At 47.4% G+C, this 16,147-nt stretch carries 17 protein-coding genes; 13 read left to right on the plus strand and 4 right to left on the minus strand.

Translation table 11 applies throughout. The features are described 5' to 3' along the window. The 11 genes from AC1DUA_RS02785 to AC1DUA_RS02835 form a co-directional block, all read left to right on the plus strand. On the plus strand, positions 1-206 hold a 206-nt coding region (locus AC1DUA_RS02785; protein WP_477498282.1), incomplete at its 5' end, for a PfkB family carbohydrate kinase. A 129-nt stretch (positions 207-335) separates the two neighbouring features. Next, entirely contained in the window at positions 336-1,055 is a 720-nt protein-coding gene (locus AC1DUA_RS02790) for a CpaB family protein (RefSeq protein WP_477498283.1), read from the plus strand. A 20-nt stretch (positions 1,056-1,075) separates the two neighbouring features. Next, a complete protein-coding gene (locus tag AC1DUA_RS02795; RefSeq protein ID WP_477498284.1) occupies positions 1,076-2,311 on the plus strand; it encodes a CpaE/TadZ family protein in 1,236 nt (411 codons plus the stop codon). Between the two features lie 24 nt (positions 2,312-2,335). Then, positions 2,336-3,826, plus strand: a complete 1,491-nt coding sequence (locus tag AC1DUA_RS02800; RefSeq protein ID WP_477498285.1) for an ATPase, T2SS/T4P/T4SS family — start codon at positions 2,336-2,338, stop codon at positions 3,824-3,826. Between the two features lie 2 nt (positions 3,827-3,828). After that, positions 3,829-4,761 carry a hypothetical protein gene (locus AC1DUA_RS02805; RefSeq protein WP_477498286.1) on the plus strand — a complete coding sequence of 311 codons (933 nt, stop codon included), beginning with the start codon at positions 3,829-3,831 and terminating at the stop codon, positions 4,759-4,761. Positions 4,762-4,781: 20 nt separating this feature from the next. Further along, positions 4,782-5,654 carry a hypothetical protein gene (locus AC1DUA_RS02810; RefSeq protein WP_477498287.1) on the plus strand — a complete coding sequence of 291 codons (873 nt, stop codon included), beginning with the start codon at positions 4,782-4,784 and terminating at the stop codon, positions 5,652-5,654. 14 nt (positions 5,655-5,668) lie between these two features. Continuing rightward, positions 5,669-5,818, plus strand: coding sequence for a hypothetical protein (locus tag AC1DUA_RS02815; protein WP_164819826.1), 150 nt, complete (start codon positions 5,669-5,671; stop codon positions 5,816-5,818). 15 nt (positions 5,819-5,833) lie between these two features. Then, positions 5,834-5,980, plus strand: a complete 147-nt coding sequence (locus AC1DUA_RS02820; protein ID WP_477498288.1) for a hypothetical protein — start codon at positions 5,834-5,836, stop codon at positions 5,978-5,980. Then, complete coding sequence (locus AC1DUA_RS02825) at positions 5,977-6,402, plus strand: hypothetical protein (RefSeq protein ID WP_477498289.1); 426 nt, start codon at positions 5,977-5,979, stop codon at positions 6,400-6,402. Before AC1DUA_RS02820 ends, AC1DUA_RS02825 begins: the two co-directional genes overlap by 4 nt. A gap of 16 nt (positions 6,403-6,418) precedes the next feature. Further along, a complete protein-coding gene (locus AC1DUA_RS02830; protein ID WP_477498290.1) occupies positions 6,419-6,901 on the plus strand; it encodes a hypothetical protein in 483 nt (160 codons plus the stop codon). Positions 6,902-6,954: 53 nt separating this feature from the next. After that, complete coding sequence (locus tag AC1DUA_RS02835) at positions 6,955-8,142, plus strand: M24 family metallopeptidase (protein ID WP_477498291.1); 1,188 nt, start codon at positions 6,955-6,957, stop codon at positions 8,140-8,142. 329 nt (positions 8,143-8,471) lie between these two features. Here AC1DUA_RS02835 and clpP read toward each other — a convergent pair whose 3' ends face one another. The 4 genes from clpP to AC1DUA_RS02855 form a co-directional block, all read right to left on the minus strand. After that, positions 8,472-9,053, minus strand: coding sequence for an ATP-dependent Clp endopeptidase proteolytic subunit ClpP (gene clpP, locus AC1DUA_RS02840; protein WP_477498292.1), 582 nt, complete (start codon positions 9,051-9,053; stop codon positions 8,472-8,474). A gap of 38 nt (positions 9,054-9,091) precedes the next feature. Then, a complete protein-coding gene (locus AC1DUA_RS02845; protein ID WP_477498293.1) occupies positions 9,092-9,400 on the minus strand; it encodes a hypothetical protein in 309 nt (102 codons plus the stop codon). Positions 9,401-9,414: 14 nt separating this feature from the next. Further along, on the minus strand, positions 9,415-9,999 hold the full coding sequence (locus AC1DUA_RS02850) for an ArsR/SmtB family transcription factor (RefSeq protein WP_477498294.1): 585 nt from the start codon (positions 9,997-9,999) through the stop codon (positions 9,415-9,417). Positions 10,000-10,173: 174 nt separating this feature from the next. After that, positions 10,174-10,356, minus strand: a complete 183-nt coding sequence (locus AC1DUA_RS02855; RefSeq protein WP_477498297.1) for an ATP-binding protein — start codon at positions 10,354-10,356, stop codon at positions 10,174-10,176. A 323-nt stretch (positions 10,357-10,679) separates the two neighbouring features. Here AC1DUA_RS02855 and AC1DUA_RS02860 point away from each other — a divergent pair, with 323 nt between their 5' ends. Continuing rightward, the gene (locus tag AC1DUA_RS02860) at positions 10,680-15,068 is read left to right on the plus strand and encodes an AAA family ATPase (protein WP_477498295.1); all 4,389 of its coding nucleotides are present in this window, start codon (positions 10,680-10,682) and stop codon (positions 15,066-15,068) included. 215 nt (positions 15,069-15,283) lie between these two features. Beyond that, the coding region (locus tag AC1DUA_RS02865; protein ID WP_477498296.1) for a TULIP family P47-like protein at positions 15,284-16,147 on the plus strand (864 nt) is incomplete at its 3' end.

A 16,147-nucleotide genomic window follows, 5' to 3' on the forward strand; every position in this document is an offset into this window, starting at 1 on the left:
ATACAACAGGCGCCGGCGACAGCTTCGTCGGCGGCATGCTCTTTCAGCTGGCGTCGCTTGGCGTGACGCCTGCGAACATGGTTGACGCGCTAGCTGAAGCTGGCGTCGCCGAGCGCGTTTTTGGCTTTGCCAACCGCGTGGGCGCTATCACGACAACGCGTCGCGGTGCGATTCCTGCACTTCCAACGCTTGCGGAAGTGCAATGATTTTTTTTCGTAATTTATGTTGAAATATGGAAGATTCTATGATATTTTTAATGAGCGAAGAACGCAGATTTCGGATGAATGTCCGAGAGCTGCGTTTTTTTGTTTTTTATAGTCGATGGAGGTGAGATTTTGAATCGCAGGAGAAGCCTGCTTATTGCTGTGGTGGCTGCTGTTATGGCGGCAATGCTCGTGTATGGGGTATACGTGCTGCAGGTTAATCAGGTTGAGATGCAGCAGACGGTCCCGGTCGTTGTTCCCAAAGATTTCATTCGTGCAGGAGTCCTCATACGTGAGGATATGGTGGAGCTTCGACCTGTTCAAAAGGGAAGCTACACATCAGGTATGCTGACTAGTCTAAGCGAGATTATTGGGCAGGAAACGCTGATACCGCTTGGCACGAAGGAGCCTGTTTTGAAATGGAAGGTAAACCGCTATCATATGCTTCCGAATGAGCGGCAGGCAACCTTCCAAATGCCTAAAGAATATTTGCTGTCGGTATCTAACGGTATTCGGGCCGGAGATCGTGTTCGTATGTATGTCTCGGGTACTGATGGTACTGATGCTGGCAGTTCACGCAGGCTTTTTGAAGAAAAAGAAGTTACAGTTGCTTCTGTAAAATCATCCGCGAATGTGGAAGTCGACAATCCCAAAAATCCAAATCTGATATCCAAGGTGGAAGGAGATAAGGAGAAAATGTATGCTTCCCGCTTGGAAGCTAACGGGGCAATTGACCAAATCAACTTGAATCTAACCGAAAATGAGTGGCTGGAGATTGATCGTTTATGCAGCTCGAAGAAAGCAAAGCTGGTGATTGCTTTCAGTTCCTCTTCGATTTTGACTGGAGAATGAGAGATAAGGAGGGATGAGGTATGAATATTGGATTACTTTCAACAGATGAAAGATTAATAGACGAAATTATTCATGTCGTTTATAGAAAACCATTGAACTGGATGATTTCATCATCATCAGTAGATTTAATCAGCAATTTAGCGGAGTTAACTTTTTCACATGTGATTATTTCGGATCGTGAACTTGATTTCGGTAGTTTGGAGGAGTTTCTTGAAGGGTTGCAGCAAGTAAAACCAGACTTGAAAATCATTGTTTTGCTCTCCAATTATCATGATGTGACGATCAACGAGAAGTATGTGAAAATGTGCAAACTTATGAGGTTGGACTACATTCAGCCGGGGCGCAGTACCGCAGTCATTGCTGATGACATTCGGGCTTGGGTAGATGGGTTCGGGGGAGATCTAAGATACCAGCAGCCTGTAGGTAAGTTAGTTACTTTTATTGGGTCCACACCAAATATAGGGACGACTTTGGCCTCTTTTGGTGTGGCATATTCGCTGGCAGCGGAGACGTCACAGAAGGTAGGGTATGTATGCTTGAACCTAAAAAGCTCTAAGCTCCATCGTTATTTAGGGAGAGATGAGAACGGGTTTACGCTGGATGGCTTGCGCGCGGAGCTAAAAGCTCAAAGCTTGACGCCGGAAAGGCTGCTGCTCGTTTGTGATAAACCCAAGGAAACCCACGGTCTGTATGTCCTCTATGGGAATATGCTGCGCGAGCAAGCGGAGTTCTTTTCGCCATCAGAGATCATACATTTGCTGCGTGTTGCCCGGAGGGCCTTTGATATTTGCGTCATAGAGGTTAATGCCTATTGGGACAATGCGGCGACTGTTTGCGGGTTATTGGAAGCTGACAGCAAGGTTGTCGTTACGACAGCGGATATTGCTCATTTTCAGGAAGATTTTTCGCGGTGGATTAGGCAGGTTGGTTCGGTTTTTGGTTTGCAGCCGGATGGTTTTGAGTTAATGGCCGTTCAGACAGAACGTCAATCGAAGCATAATGAGTTTACGATTAAAGATATTCGCAAGGAAACTCAGCTGCATTTGATCGGACAGATTGSTAAACATGGAGACGCGCTTTCTCGTTGTAATCAAGGCAAGCTGCTCGACATGCTGACCCCAGGTCATCCGATGTATGAGGAGGTTAAGGCTGTAGCGGCCAAATTAGCCGACTTGTATAAGCTGCCCAGGAAGGAGACGGTACGACAAATTACATGGCTGCAGAAGCTGATGACAGGGAGAAAAACGGCAAGTTAATGACATGAAAGCGGGGTGAAAGGAGTGAATGAGGAAAGGTTTTCGATTATTACTTACATGCACGAACGAAAATTGAAGGAAAAGGTCGTAGATACAGGAACATACGCGGGGAGCAGCTGCAGCATAGAGAAAATGGTTAGATTAGAGACAGGAACTAGAGATAGTTGCAGCGATTCAAGAGAGGGGGCTGGTGGAGAGTCCACACAGGAAGATGTGATTTTTGATCAGTGGGTACAGGATATACGAAGTGAGCTCGTGACGATGAAAGGCAGGACTGAGGCAGAGAAACAACTGTATAATGAGACGCTTAATCGCGCCATTCTTGGTTATGAGGAGGATCGAGGGAAGCTGCTTGCCGTTATTCATGACCTCGTTTCCAAAAGAAGGCTTACTGGTATGCCTCCACGGACCAGTGGATATACGACTTTGCCAGAGGCGATTTTTGCCGAAATTATCGGAATGAATGTACTGGAGCTAGTATTGAAGCATAAGGAGGGACTTGAAGAGATCCAGGTTGTGGGGAGGCAGATTTTTGAGGTGCGTAGCGGGAACGCGATCCCATCTACTTATGCGCTACCTTCTGTACGTGAATTAGAAAGAATTCAACAAAATTTGGTGCTTTTTAACAATGATACGCTGAATCCTAGAAAGCGCTGGGCCGAGGTTGTGCTGCGCGATGGATCACGAGTGACGATGACCGGCTTCGGATTTACGGCTGAACCGACTTTGACGATTCGTTTTTATACCGTAAAGAGATTCGACTTGGCGACTCTAGCTTCTGCGGAGCTGGCCACGATGAATCATCGAATGGAGCAATTGATTCGGTGTTTAATCCATTCTTATTTTAACATAGTCGTTATTGGCCCCACGAATTCAGGTAAAACCAATCTTATTAAAGCGATTATTGCCGAAATGGATCATAACGAAAGGATTATTACGATTGAATCGCGATTTGAATTAAATTTGAAGCGTGATTTTCCGTATAAAAATATCGTCGAATACGAAATTGACGAGGAAGATCCGAGACATTCCGGCTTGCAGGCTTTTAAGTTGGCATTAAGGCAATCACCCAAACGGATTTGTCACGCTGAAATTCGGGACGAGGATGCGAACCTGTATGTCAGGGCATGTACGAGAGGTCATGAAGGCAGCATTACTTCCGTTCACGTAAGTGAACTTGAGGATGTTCCTGATGCGATTACGGACATGTGCATGCTGGATGGCAGGGGAATGGACCCTTTGCGTTTGACGAAGCGGATCACGACATTTGTGACACAAATCGGGATGGAGATGGCGGTAGTCCACGGGAAAAGGAAGATTGTGCGGATCGTCGAATATCGGTACGAAAATGAGGAGGTTTGCGTGACGGAACTCGCAGCTTATGACAAGTCGACAGAGGAATGGAAATTTCCCGGGAAATTGTCGCAACCTGCATCGCGGAAAATCAGTAAGGCTGACCATGAGGGGCATGCTTTGTTGACGAAGCTCGGATTTATTGAGAAAGAAGGCGAGTAGGCATGATTTTTGCTACATATGCCTTTCTAGCGTTGCTGTTTATCGTCGTATTCCTGGCTGTGCGATCCATTTTACATGTATTAATCCGACAGCGCAAAGCCAGATTTAGGCTGCATTATGTCAAAATGTCTTCGTTCGGCAATCGTTTCAGCGCATATTTGGGCAATAGAAGTCGATTGATTAAGCATGTAAAGGAGATGATGGAATCGGTCGAATTAGGCATGAGTTTGCAAACGATGCTGGTGGTAACTTTTGTCTTATTTTTAGTTGGTGTTTTAGCGGGAATCTTGTATTTTCAATCGGTAAAAGGGGTTTTAATTTTGACCTGTATCTGCGTGTCTCTGCCCTACGTGCTGCTTCGGCTTAAACTGGTCAGTGTCAGGCTGCAGACCCGACTGGAGTTTCTCCCAGCTGTAGAAGTATTTTATCAGTACTATATGGTAGATCCTCATAAAAACATGAAAATGGCGCTGAAATATTGTTTGGAGGAAAACCGTATTTTGTATCCGATTAAGCCTGTATTTGAACAGCTGTATCGTAATTTGATGACACAAAGAGACAAGGAGGAGAGCCTGCGCATTTTTTCACTCACATTGGGTCATGCATGGGCGGAGTATTTCATTGGTATTATGCGTGTGGCCTTGACGGAGGGAAGTTTTGTTGGTGACAGTTTCAAAGAACTAATCATCGACATGCGAAAAGCGCAGCGATCCGATCAAATGGAAAGAAATCGACTTTTGGAGATTCGGATTGCCAATTTTACACCGATTTTGTTTCTTGCTTTATTTTTGTTCATTAATTTCAAAGTAAACGCTGACAATGCCTATTTATACTATATTTTGGACCCTGGCGGACGAAATATGATTCTGGATGCCCTTTTGCTCATATTCGTTTCTTTTATTATGGGGATTTATCTTTCAATGCGGAGAATGTGAGGGTGTGAGGGTTTATTGAAATGATTCAGATTGCATCCAATGTGCTCCTATTTGTGCTTATCATGACGGTCGTTTATCACGGCATTATGCTTGTGCCTGTCCGGGCAAATAGGTGGAGGACGTCGCAAGTTATGAACGTGCTTCGGGAGAAAAAGCTTCCTGACTGGTTGTTCAAATGCTTAGGGCTAAAGGCAAAGATTATTGAAGCGAAGCGCCAGCTGCTGCTAGGCTGTGGCATTCGGGTGAATGCAGATCTCTATGAAGGCGGTAGAAGAATACTGTTAGGTGCAGCCTTTCTAATAGGGACTTTAGGGTATGCTGGCTTGCAGCATCCAGTACTAACTTTATTTATTGAGCCTATCTATGTCTTAACCGGGGCGGCCTGCATGTTGCTATTTTTGTTTTATGATAAAAAAGTGCTGGCTCAGTTGAAGGAAAAGAGGGCAAATCGCATCGTGCGGGAAATTTACGTCATTAGTCATCATCTGCTTTATTACAATGATTCCCATATGAGTTTGCACGCTAAGTTATCTTTATGCGCCGCTCAAACTCGTTCGATCCGGATGCAGTTCGGGCTGCTGCTCAATGAATGGTATCAAGGCTCGGAAGCGGCAATTGCCCAGTTCAAAATAAGGTTGGGAACGGACGAAGCACATAGCTTCGGGGAGACCTTGAATGTGCTCAGATTGAATGAGCATGTCAGTTATTACGAGCTGCTCAAGCAAAGGATTCAGGACTACAAAGAGAAGATGGAATTAGTTCGGGAGAGTAAAAAAGAGGCAGTTTCTTATGTGTTGTTTGTGCTTGCGGGACTGCCGATCTTGAATACGTTTCGGGTGTTTATGTACCCATGGGTTGCCGAAGGTCAGCGATTATTTCATGCAATTAACTAAAGGAGTGGCGCGTTATGAGAAATATTTTAGTTACCGTTATGATGCTGATTGTGGTTGCTTTCCTCTTCACATCGATTGTTAATGATGGATCGACAGGATTAAGGCGGAATATCTCGACGCATGGCACACAAGCAAATACGGATATTACGGCATTGAGGCCTTAATGTAGGGGGCAGGCTGTGAGATCGATTTTGGTGACAGTGATGCTTATTATGGTTGTAATTATTATTTATAACAATGTGGTTGGAGGAAATACGGGAACGCGCAAGCAGGTGAGTAGTGGCGGTGCCAGAATTAATGGAACGATAGAACGGATTGATCCATGAAGCAGTTATTGGTGTTCGTTTTACTTGTAACTATGTTTTGTTGGTTCATGTTTGCTCCTGTGTATAAACATGTCGTCATTGTTCGCCAGGCTGTTTTACAAAAAGAGGTTGATTATTTGCTGGAAATTGGTGCTAACGGCAGGCATGGGTACATTGATAATTTGATGATTCAAGAATCCAGGACTCGTATGGGGGAAAGGGGATTTATGCCAGGGGATCTTGTCTATACGGTCGAAACCACAACAGGGACAGGAGGAACGAATGCTAGTGCTCCTGTTTGGAGGGGAGTGGGGTTGCGATTGAAGCTGACCTACCCGTATCATAGGCTTTTTGTTATTGATGAATTGGTGGGGATCACTGTCCCTGCGGAAACAGATCGTATGGGGGCCAGCGGCATGAAGATGAGTGAGTATGTACCTTGAAGGTTGAGGGGATGTTGTGTATAAGCTGCTATTCATGGCGCTGATGAGTGTAGTGTTTATGTCGATGTATGCGCTGCAAACGGATGAAGAGCTCGCTATGCACACGCTTTTTCATGGGAAGCATGCGCTTAACCGTGCGGTGCATGCGGCGGCTCAGCAAAGTGATCAAGTGAAGCTGGCTGAGGGCATCCATGCCATAGATGAGAGCAGGGCAAAGGCTGTGGCACTGCAATATTTACAGGCAAATTTAAGGCTGGATGCGGCGAATGGTCCGCTGCCGGGCACTTTTCTACAGGATGAGGTGGTGGTGGAGTTATTTAAGATCGTTAATGAAGGGGAGGTGTTTCCTTATACCTATACGAATTCCGCTTATGGTTATTCGGTTACGCTAGACCGACCAGGGGTGATTATGTTTATTCGTTTGAAATTTCCGAGAACGTATACGGTTTTGCAGCCTATAACCTGGAGGATTAAGTGTTCGGCAGAAATGGTATTTTGAATGTATAATAGCAGATGAGGTGTACATTCTTGGAGTTGTGAGGAGAGGTACGAATGACGATTTTCCAGCAAAGGCAGCAGTGGCTTCAGGGTGAGATGATCAAACGAGGATGGTCCGGCTTCCTGGTCACCCATCATGTGGATATATATTATTACTGCGGCTCGATGCAGACGGGGTATTTGTTCATCCCCGCGGAGGGCGAGGCGTTGTACCTCGTTCGCCGGAGTTTGGTCCGAGCGGAGGAGGAAGCGTCAGCGGACGTGGAAGCGCTGGGATCTTGGAAGACGCTGGCTGAGCGTCTTCGCGCGCGCTGCGCGAGCGGGCTAGCTGCGGCGGATGCGGCGCTGCGGATTGCGACTGAGCTGGACGTGTTACCCGTCCAGCTGTATGGGAAGCTCCAGGCGGCGCTGCCCGGCGCGGCCTGGGAGGACGGCTCGCTGCTCGTGCGCGAGCAGCGAATGATCAAATCGCCGGACGAAGTCGCGGCGATTCGGGGGGCGGCGCGCGTTGTCGACGCGGCGCTGGAAGCGGTCATCCCCCACATTCGTGAGGGGATGGCGGAGTTTGAGCTGATGGCGCTCATCGAGCATCAGCTCCGGCTGCGCGGGCACMAAGGGCTGATGCGCATGCGCGCGTACAATTCCGAGTTAATCACCGGAATGGTCGCGACAGGCGCGGCGGCAGCGGTGCCCACTTATTTTGACGGGCCGGCCGGGGGCACGGGGCTCCACCCGTCCAGCCCGCAAAGCTCAGGCCGCGCGCTGCTTGTGCGCGGCGAACCGATCCTCGTCGACATTGGCTGCATGGTCGACGGGTATTTGATCGATCAGACGCGTACGCTTGTGATCGGCGATTTGGACCCTGAGCTGCAGCAGGCTTACGACGTGGCGGAGCAGGTGCTCCGCGCCACGGAGGCTAAGCTGCAGCCGGGCATGATTGCCGAGCATCTGTATCTGCTCGYGCTGGATCAAGTGCAGGAAGCGGGGCTGAGCGCCCACTTCATGGGGTACGGCGCCGACCAAGTGAAGTTCCTTGGTCACGGCATTGGGCTCGAGATCGACGAATTGCCGGTTCTCGCCAAGGGTTTCAAATACCCGTTGGCGCCTGGCATGGTCATCGCGATCGAGCCGAAGTTCACTTTTCCCGGACGCGGAGTGGTCGGCGTTGAGGATACGTACCTGATTACGGACAGCGGCTGGGAGAAGCTGACCATTACGAGGGAAGGTATTATCCGAGTTTAGGTTTAGGATTAAAGTAGCCATATAGTACAAAGAGGCTGTCTCGAAAGTAGAAATTCCTACTTGTGAGACAGCCTTTACTTTGTGTCGATCTATCATATAATTCGTATTATTCAAGTGCGGGAGTGAACTAGAGTGCGCTATTTGAGCCTAAATCGGCTAATTGCAGTTCCCTGCGGAACTGTAGGGTCTTATTTGCCTCGGGGTGGCCTCATCTCGCTTAAAACCGCGAGAATAGCGGATCACAGTTCCGTTTGCTTTGCCAATTGGTCGTTCTCAGCGGAAATAACGGACTATAGTTCCCTTTTATCCTAAAAGTCATGGTCGCGAAGTTAGATCTTCTCGATGACTTTGTCAATCAGGCCATACGTCTTCGCATCCGCGGCATCCAAAAAGTAATCGCGGTCCGTATCCAGCTCGATCTTCTCGATCGGCTGTTTCGTCGTTTCTGCGAGAATACGGTTAAGTGTGCGGCGTGTTTTGAGAATATGCTGAGCGCGAATATGAATGTCGCTAGCTTGCCCTTGAGCACCGCCCCAAGGTTGGTGGATCATGACTTCAGCGTTTGGAAGGGCAAAACGCTTGCCTGGCGCACCGGCTGCCAGAAGTACCGCGCCCATGGATGCGGCCATTCCCACACAAATAGTAGAAACATCAGGTTTGATGAAATTCATCGTATCAAAGATAGCCAATCCGGCTGACGTTGAACCGCCGGGGGAGTTAATGTAAAGCGAAATATCTTTCTCAGGATCTTCAGCGGAAAGAAACAATAGCTGGGCAATAATAGCATTGGCTACTTGATCATTCACTTCTGTTCCTAAGAAGACAATTCTGTCTTTAAGCAAACGGGAATAAATATCGTAAGAGCGCTCTCCGCGCGCAGTTTGTTCAACAACCATAGGTATGAAGCTCATAGGATTCATCCTTTCTATTTTGAGAGTAGCTTATCGTGTTAAGATGCGGCTCTGCTTTGTACAGTGTGACGGTAAACAGGCTGTTTCTGGCCAAAACCAGAGGAAATGATGAGAAGACGGACAGGTTCCTCGCTCTGAGAATGGAATTCACGGACGATGACGGTAGCTTCTGACTCAGATAAGCTCTGGCGACGATAATCGTCGATGGAGATTACTTGGCTGTCTGTTTTGTTAGGAACTACGCGCTCTACAGGGCGCTCCCAAGTGATAACAGGTGCTCCTGGCACGGTGTTCTTCTGTTCTCTTTTTGATCCTTTTTCTTGCTCTTGTTCATGTTCTTGACTCATCGCAGGCGTCCTCCTCATTCTTTCGGTTTCGGATACACGGCTAATAATACTTGATAGGCTTCATTCTCGTCTTTACCGGCAGCGTAGCGTTCTACCAACTGCTGTACCATGGCAGCATATTCCTCAATGAAGGCCTGTCGCTGATGTTCACCAGACAAATGAACTTGCAGCTGCAGCGTAGCACTGGGGATTTCTTCACCAACATCAGATTGCTCCATGAGAAGCATGGCGTCACGTCTAATTCTCTCTGAAGCTGTGACAAGATGGGCGAGCGAACTTTGGTCCTTCAGCTTTTGCACGGTTTCGGGCTTCATGCTTAAGCAATCAGCTAGCACGAAGGTTTTGGCAATGGATCTGTACAGCACCTCTACCAGATTGCGCACTTGACGCGTGCCGACTCGCTGTACCAAACCCGCTTTTTCCAGAGCTTTCAAGTGATAGTTGATCCGCTGCGCGGTCTCGCCAAGCGTTCGAGCTACTTCAGCCGCTGAGCCAGGTTCGAGGAGCTGCGCGATAATCTCCCCACGGATGGGGTTAAGCAGCACAGTAGCTTGCTCGGGTGACTCGATGTAATACCTCTCTTGAATATCGTTTAGCATGGAGAGGATGCCTCCAGTACAATGATTATGTTACGTAAAAATATTTTATTACGTTGGAGAGGGAAAGTCAATGGGCGGTTAGAAATGATGAACGCCAAACAACAGAAGTGGTACGGGGAGACCTTTACACATAGGGTCTCCTTTTTTTCATGGATGAATATTTGGAATTGTCTTTTACTTAGGCAGTTTGAATTGGAACGCGGTTTCTTGATACGGAATGCTTGACATTTCAACGGTGCCCTGATACGTTTCAGCAATCTCCTTCACAATGGAGAGACCCATGCAGAGTCCTTGGCCTGTTCTTCCGCCGCAGCGATAAAAGCGATCGAAAATGTATGTAATCTCGATCCTCGGGATAAGGGTTACCTAGCATTTTGGCGCGGGGAAGCGATGTTCAAAATGATTCGCGTAAAGTTGCTCTAGTGAAATTTCAAGCATCGCCCGGGGTCATTCATTTTATCGATTAAGTACCGCCCGAACGAGGGAAAGCTCTTCTCATCAGATTGGACAAGAAGAGCAGGGAGTACGTCAACCCTATCGGATAAGCACTGCTCAAAGTCATGTTCCGCGTCAGGTCCGTACACGACCCCATCACGATCTACATTATTAATAATTAATGGTAGAATGATAAAGAGTCAATAATAGTATTTATATAAATATGAATGGGTCACGAAGGAGGATTGGACAACATTCCACCAATGGAAGGAATCGAATTACGGAAGTTGATGAATGGGACTACAATCGATATTTCTTCTTTTCTGCAAATCGCCCTAACACTGACGGATGTGGTCTATACCTACCACAAACGGGATACGATTATCGGGAATTTGAACCCGGCAGGCGTTCGAATTCAATTAGAGAGAAAGCTTGCCGAGCTTACCGATATTCGTATAACCGATTACGCTTACCTATCTCCAGAACAAACGGGTAGGATCAATCGTACTCCTGAGAAGTGCAGCGACCTGTATGCGTTAGGGATGGTTTTATACGAAATGCTTGCAGGGAGCCTGCCATTTCGAGCACTGAGCAAGGAACAATGGGTGCATGCCCATCTTGCCATGATGCCGATTCCTCTGAGCGAAATACGTCCGGAAATTACGGGCCCTCTCGAAGGTATGATTATGAAACTTTTGTCGAAGATGCCCGAGGAACGCTATCAGAGCGCTCACGGTTTGATAGTCGATATACAGCGATGTATCTCTTCTATAGAAGAGACAGGTGGAATTGTTCCCTTCGAGATTGCCCGTGCAGACGATGACAGCCGCTTTCAGCTCCCGAACAGCCTCTTCGGACGCGAGGCGGAAGAGGTTCAGCTCTCCAAAGCTGTAGAACAGGCTCGTGCCGATTCATGCGCATTTGTCATTGTGTCTGGAGGGGCAGGTAGCGGTAAGACCGCGCTCGTTCAACAGCTTCAAGGTTCGGTTATACGGGCAGGTGGCCGCTTCATTGCGGGCAAATGCGATCTGATGAATCGGGATATTCCGTTCTCATCGATACTGGAAGCGCTTCGAAGATTGATTCGACAAGTGTGGAGCGAATCTCCAGAATCCATCGCAAAACTTAAAGTACGGTTAACGGAGGCATTAGGCCGCAGAGCGGGTGTTATTACACAACTTTTACCGGAAGCGGAGAAGCTCCTTGGTAAACTTCCTTCGGTAGAAATGCTGGGTCCTGCAGAAGCGGCCATTCGTTTTCGTCTGCTGTTTCCTATTTTCATACAAATGTTTGCCGACAGCGAGCATCCCCTTGTACTCTTTCTGGACGATCTGCAATGGGCGGATTCTGCTACGATGGATACCCTTCGTACAGTTGCACAAGACCCCACTTTACATGGTTTATTATTGATAGGTGCATTCCGGGAAGAGGCAGCGCCGCATCAGATAGCGATCGAAGATCCCCTAGAAACGGCAACCGCATGGATAGAAAATTCATTCCCCCGGCATACAACTTCAACTTTGCTTAACGTGCAGCATATTGCGCTCGATCCTCTGACCTATATCGACGTTAGACAATTCGTATCACATATCGTTAAGGAAAATTCGGCTCGTATTCGGTTGTTAGCGGAGTCGTTATACCACCGCACAGGTGGGAATCCGCTCTATTTACACCGTCTTCTGGACGGTTTGTACCGTGAAAAAAAGCTGTATTATGACGAGGAGAAATCCAATTGGGCCTGGGATGCAGCAGTAGTTAAGCAAATACCGGAAGACCCCGACATTTTGCATTTGATCGGTACTCGTATCCGCATGCTGCCATCCCATATCATTGAACTGCTAGCCGTAGCGGCGGCTATCGGGCATCGATTCCGACTGTCGACTGTCGCTGCGGCAAGCGGGCACACGATGACTCATGCGAAACGGCTTTTGCGTGTAGTCACGGAAGAGGGATTAATCTCACAAGAGAATGATTTCAGTGAAGCGGATACAGACGAGGTTTTCTACACCTTTCTGCATGACCGAGTGCAGCAGGCCGCTTATCAGACGATTCACGAAACACAGCAAGCAGATCTACATCTAAAGATCGGACGTTCGATGGGCAGCCTTGCATCGGAGAGCCCTGACGATTGGATATTTGATCGGGTATATCACTTGAATCTGGGTAGCGAACGAATGACAAGCCAAGCAGAGAAGAGGGAGCTAGCTGCTTATAATCTCCAAGCCGCTTTGAAGTCGAAGGCTTCCACGGCTTTTGCCACCGCCAAGAATTTCCTGGAAAAAGGCATGCGTCTTGTCGAGAATGATGAGCAGGGGCAGAATTCTCTAGCGTATCGTTTAATGCTGGAACTGCCCGTGTGCGAATATATGTGCGGAAGCGTCGACCGCGCGGAAGAGTTGCTGGATCAGCTACTGCTCCGCACCGTAGGCATGGTCGAGCGCTCCCGTATTTACCTGATTCAAATCTCCATGTATGCCTATCTCAAAAAAGATCGAACGGCCGTTGCTATTGGATTCAAGGCGCTTGAGGAAATCGGATTTCCTCTGCCGGCGAAACCCTCCAATGCCCTGATCAAGGAAGAAATGCACCTGTTACAGATCGCATTGACTAGCATGTTTAACGAACCGGAGCCTGTGCCAAGCGATGATCCCCATCACATTGCAATGTCCAATCTGGTCATGGCGATATCGACATCGGTATTTTCATTAAGTAATAAACGATCCTTCGTGTTATTTTCCAGATTTATTCGATTCAGCCTGAAGGTTGGAAAAGGAAGTAGCGAGGCTTTTGCGTATATCCTCGCGTTTTACGGTGTCATCATTCTTGGAAATAAGAGCGTTGCAGCCCCAATAAGTCGTCAGTGCATGGATGCTGCGTTCCGAATAGCGTCATCTTTCGAAAGTACGGATTTGTTATGCAAGCTGAGCTACTTCAGGGGAATCGCTAGACTACTACACCAACCGGAAGAAAGTATCGCGCATTTCGAGCAATCGATGCGTTATGGAATGGAATCCGCGAATTTGGTCTTTGTTAGCCTAGTGGCGTTTACATGTGCGGTCACCCATACTGGAGATTTACATACATTGTCTGCACGGATAACGAAATATGAAGATCTGTCAAGGCAGCTTCTAGATGAGGTCGCGAAGAACGCTTTTCGTATCTCGCGGTGGTATATCGCCCAATTGCAGGGTGGTGACGGCGAGGGCGAGGAAGTCGTATTGCCAGTGCAGAATGATCGATTCAAAGGGACTATGAATAACGAAGTTTCTCATATCCATACCTGTAAAATAGAAATCGCTTATTTGTTCGGACGGTACAAAGAAGCCCTGGAGTGGATAGAACAAGGGGAGTTCAATACCGCCAGACAGAATTGGTTGCAAGCTCGCAAGCAACATGTTTATCATGCGCTTACGCTTGCCGCTAGATATACCGAAGCGCCGACCGAGGAACGCCCAGGTATTCGGGGCAAGCTGAAGAAGTTATTGCGGGTCATGAAGCAATGGTCCGGATACTATGGACAGAACACTTCGGTCTGCCTGCTCGTCTCGGCCGAGTTGTACAGGATTGACGGGAATTCGGTTGCTGCCGCCAAAGGGTACGATGATGCGATCCGCGAAGCGCGAAGCCAAAAAGACAGGTTGATGGAAGCGATTGCTTGTGAACGAGCTTCCGTATTCTATAGGGAAGCGGGAAGTCGGAACGGAGCGGACGTGTTGATGGCGGATGCCTGCATTGCTTATTCGGCTTGGGGCGCTTCAAGAAAAGCACAGAGGTTGCGAGAGGATTACCCGGATCTACGGTTCTCAGGCGCCCAATCGCAATCGCAAGAAGACGGAATAGTGGCTAAAAGATTAGATGGATTTGAAAAGGAGCGCGAGAGGGCACCGACAATCGGCGATGAGAATGTGTTCATTAGACAAATTTCGGAATGGTCGAGTACGGAAAATAGCGAGGATGTGATGCATCATTTCCTGGAATCGGCGATTAGTTATTCAGGTGCGGAGAAGGGATACGTGTTAACCAGTCACGAAGAGGGCATTACGATAGAGGAGCAGGCGGGCGTTTATAAGAATGTTCGAAATGAGGTTTCATTCATAGAGACTATCGTACGTTATGTCGCCCGGACTGGGGAACCGGTTGTGTTGGGAAATGCTTCGCGAAGCCTATTTACGACGGATTCCTATGCTCATCACAGTCTCCCGCTATCCATCCTTTGTATGCCGGTTCTTTTTCCGGAGCAGTCGCGGTCGTCCGTTCTGTATTTGGAGAATAACCTCCTCCCTGGCGTGTTCTCTACGAAGACACTGGAGGTGCTAGATCTCATGATCGCCCGAATGGTGTATTTGAGATCATTCAACCTTTGGCGTCAACAGATTAGAGATTCAAACGATATCGCTAGCCCTTCCACATTGCCTGTCCAAGATTCGCTGCCGCTTGTCGAAACGCTGACGACGCGCGAAATGGAAATGCTGTACGCATTGGCGGATGGCTTGTCTAACAAGGAAATCGCTTATCGGTTTGGGTTAACGGAAGGTACGGTCAAGAGTTACGTCTTCAACTTATACGGTAAGCTTGGGGCGAAACGACGAGCTCAGGCGATTGCGCGCGCAAGGGAAAGAGGATTATTAGAGTAGATAAATGGAATGAATAAAAGATAAGCCAACAATTGGAGCAGATAGATGCTCTATTATTGGCTTATTTTTTTTGCGCGGAGCTAACTTTCGTTAGTACCCTTGAGTTTCACGTAGGAGATATACTTAATCTTGAAAAGTACACATGGCTAGAAGGAAGTATTCATGAGAATGTATGAAGCGATGTCCAATTATTAACTGATCTTAAAGGAGGGTTAATGGAGACATACGGTTGGGATACAGTCTACAGTATTAATATTAACCGTGTTAATTCAGTTCTTGCTGAAAACATGAACACACTTCCACAACTAATTGACTATTCTACCGAAATTGAAGGCATGCATTCACACATTCAATGTAATTTAGCACCTTGGGAAATCGTCAAAGGAGGCTCAGGAAAGCTTCTTCACTTAAAAATCCCCATCGTAAACGGTATGCTGCAAATCAGCTCAAATTCTAAAGAAATATCAAATGTCGATGTTATTGTTCAGGTTTCCTTGCAGTTTCTTCCTTCCAATATCGACCCGTCGAAGCACGAACTGATGTTTAATATTTCTGAGCTTGGCGCTATCGGAAGCAAGAAAGAAGGTGCAGTCTCCCCAGTCACAGTTATAGATAGGGCCGGTTGCCTGAGTGAAACAGCAAAAAATATTGTACTATGGTTAGTTGCAAAATATTTGGTAGAACGCGCATCAATAATCAGCTATGTTTTTGCACAAATAAATTATGTCAAGCCTGGTACAGATACCTGGTTATCACCTAAACAATGTACCTATGCATATGTTGAGAGCCAAGAAGGAAATGGCTATCTTTCCATCCTTTCTGTAACTACGGACAGAGATATGAGCGGGCTTCCTCTTCTTGTTGATCCAAGTATGATGTCGGAGAATGCAAATGCCGCATATTTGATATCAAAAGATATGATATTGCAAAATATCATTATGCCGATGTTGCCATCCATGTACCCTGGCTCAAGACCTCATGGTTTTTACATGAATTCCAATCACTGTATTGTAAATAGTGGCAGCTTGGGAACACCTCCTGTAACCGCAGGATTAATTACCTATTACCCGCGGATAACC

The sequence above is a fragment of the Paenibacillus sp. 01T422 genome (genome assembly GCF_056398785.1).

Coding starts and splice junctions, on each gene's coding strand:
- AC1DUA_RS02805 (WP_477498286.1), top strand. CDS start 3,829: ATGATTTTTGCTACATATGCCTTTCTAGCGTTGCTGTTTATCGTCGTA.
- AC1DUA_RS02810 (WP_477498287.1), top strand. CDS start 4,782: ATGATTCAGATTGCATCCAATGTGCTCCTATTTGTGCTTATCATGACG.
- AC1DUA_RS02815 (WP_164819826.1), top strand. CDS start 5,669: ATGAGAAATATTTTAGTTACCGTTATGATGCTGATTGTGGTTGCTTTC.
- AC1DUA_RS02825 (WP_477498289.1), top strand. CDS start 5,977: ATGAAGCAGTTATTGGTGTTCGTTTTACTTGTAACTATGTTTTGTTGG.
- clpP (WP_477498292.1), bottom strand. CDS start 9,053: ATGAGCTTCATACCTATGGTTGTTGAACAAACTGCGCGCGGAGAGCGC.
- AC1DUA_RS02845 (WP_477498293.1), bottom strand. CDS start 9,400: ATGAGTCAAGAACATGAACAAGAGCAAGAAAAAGGATCAAAAAGAGAA.
- AC1DUA_RS02850 (WP_477498294.1), bottom strand. CDS start 9,999: ATGCTAAACGATATTCAAGAGAGGTATTACATCGAGTCACCCGAGCAA.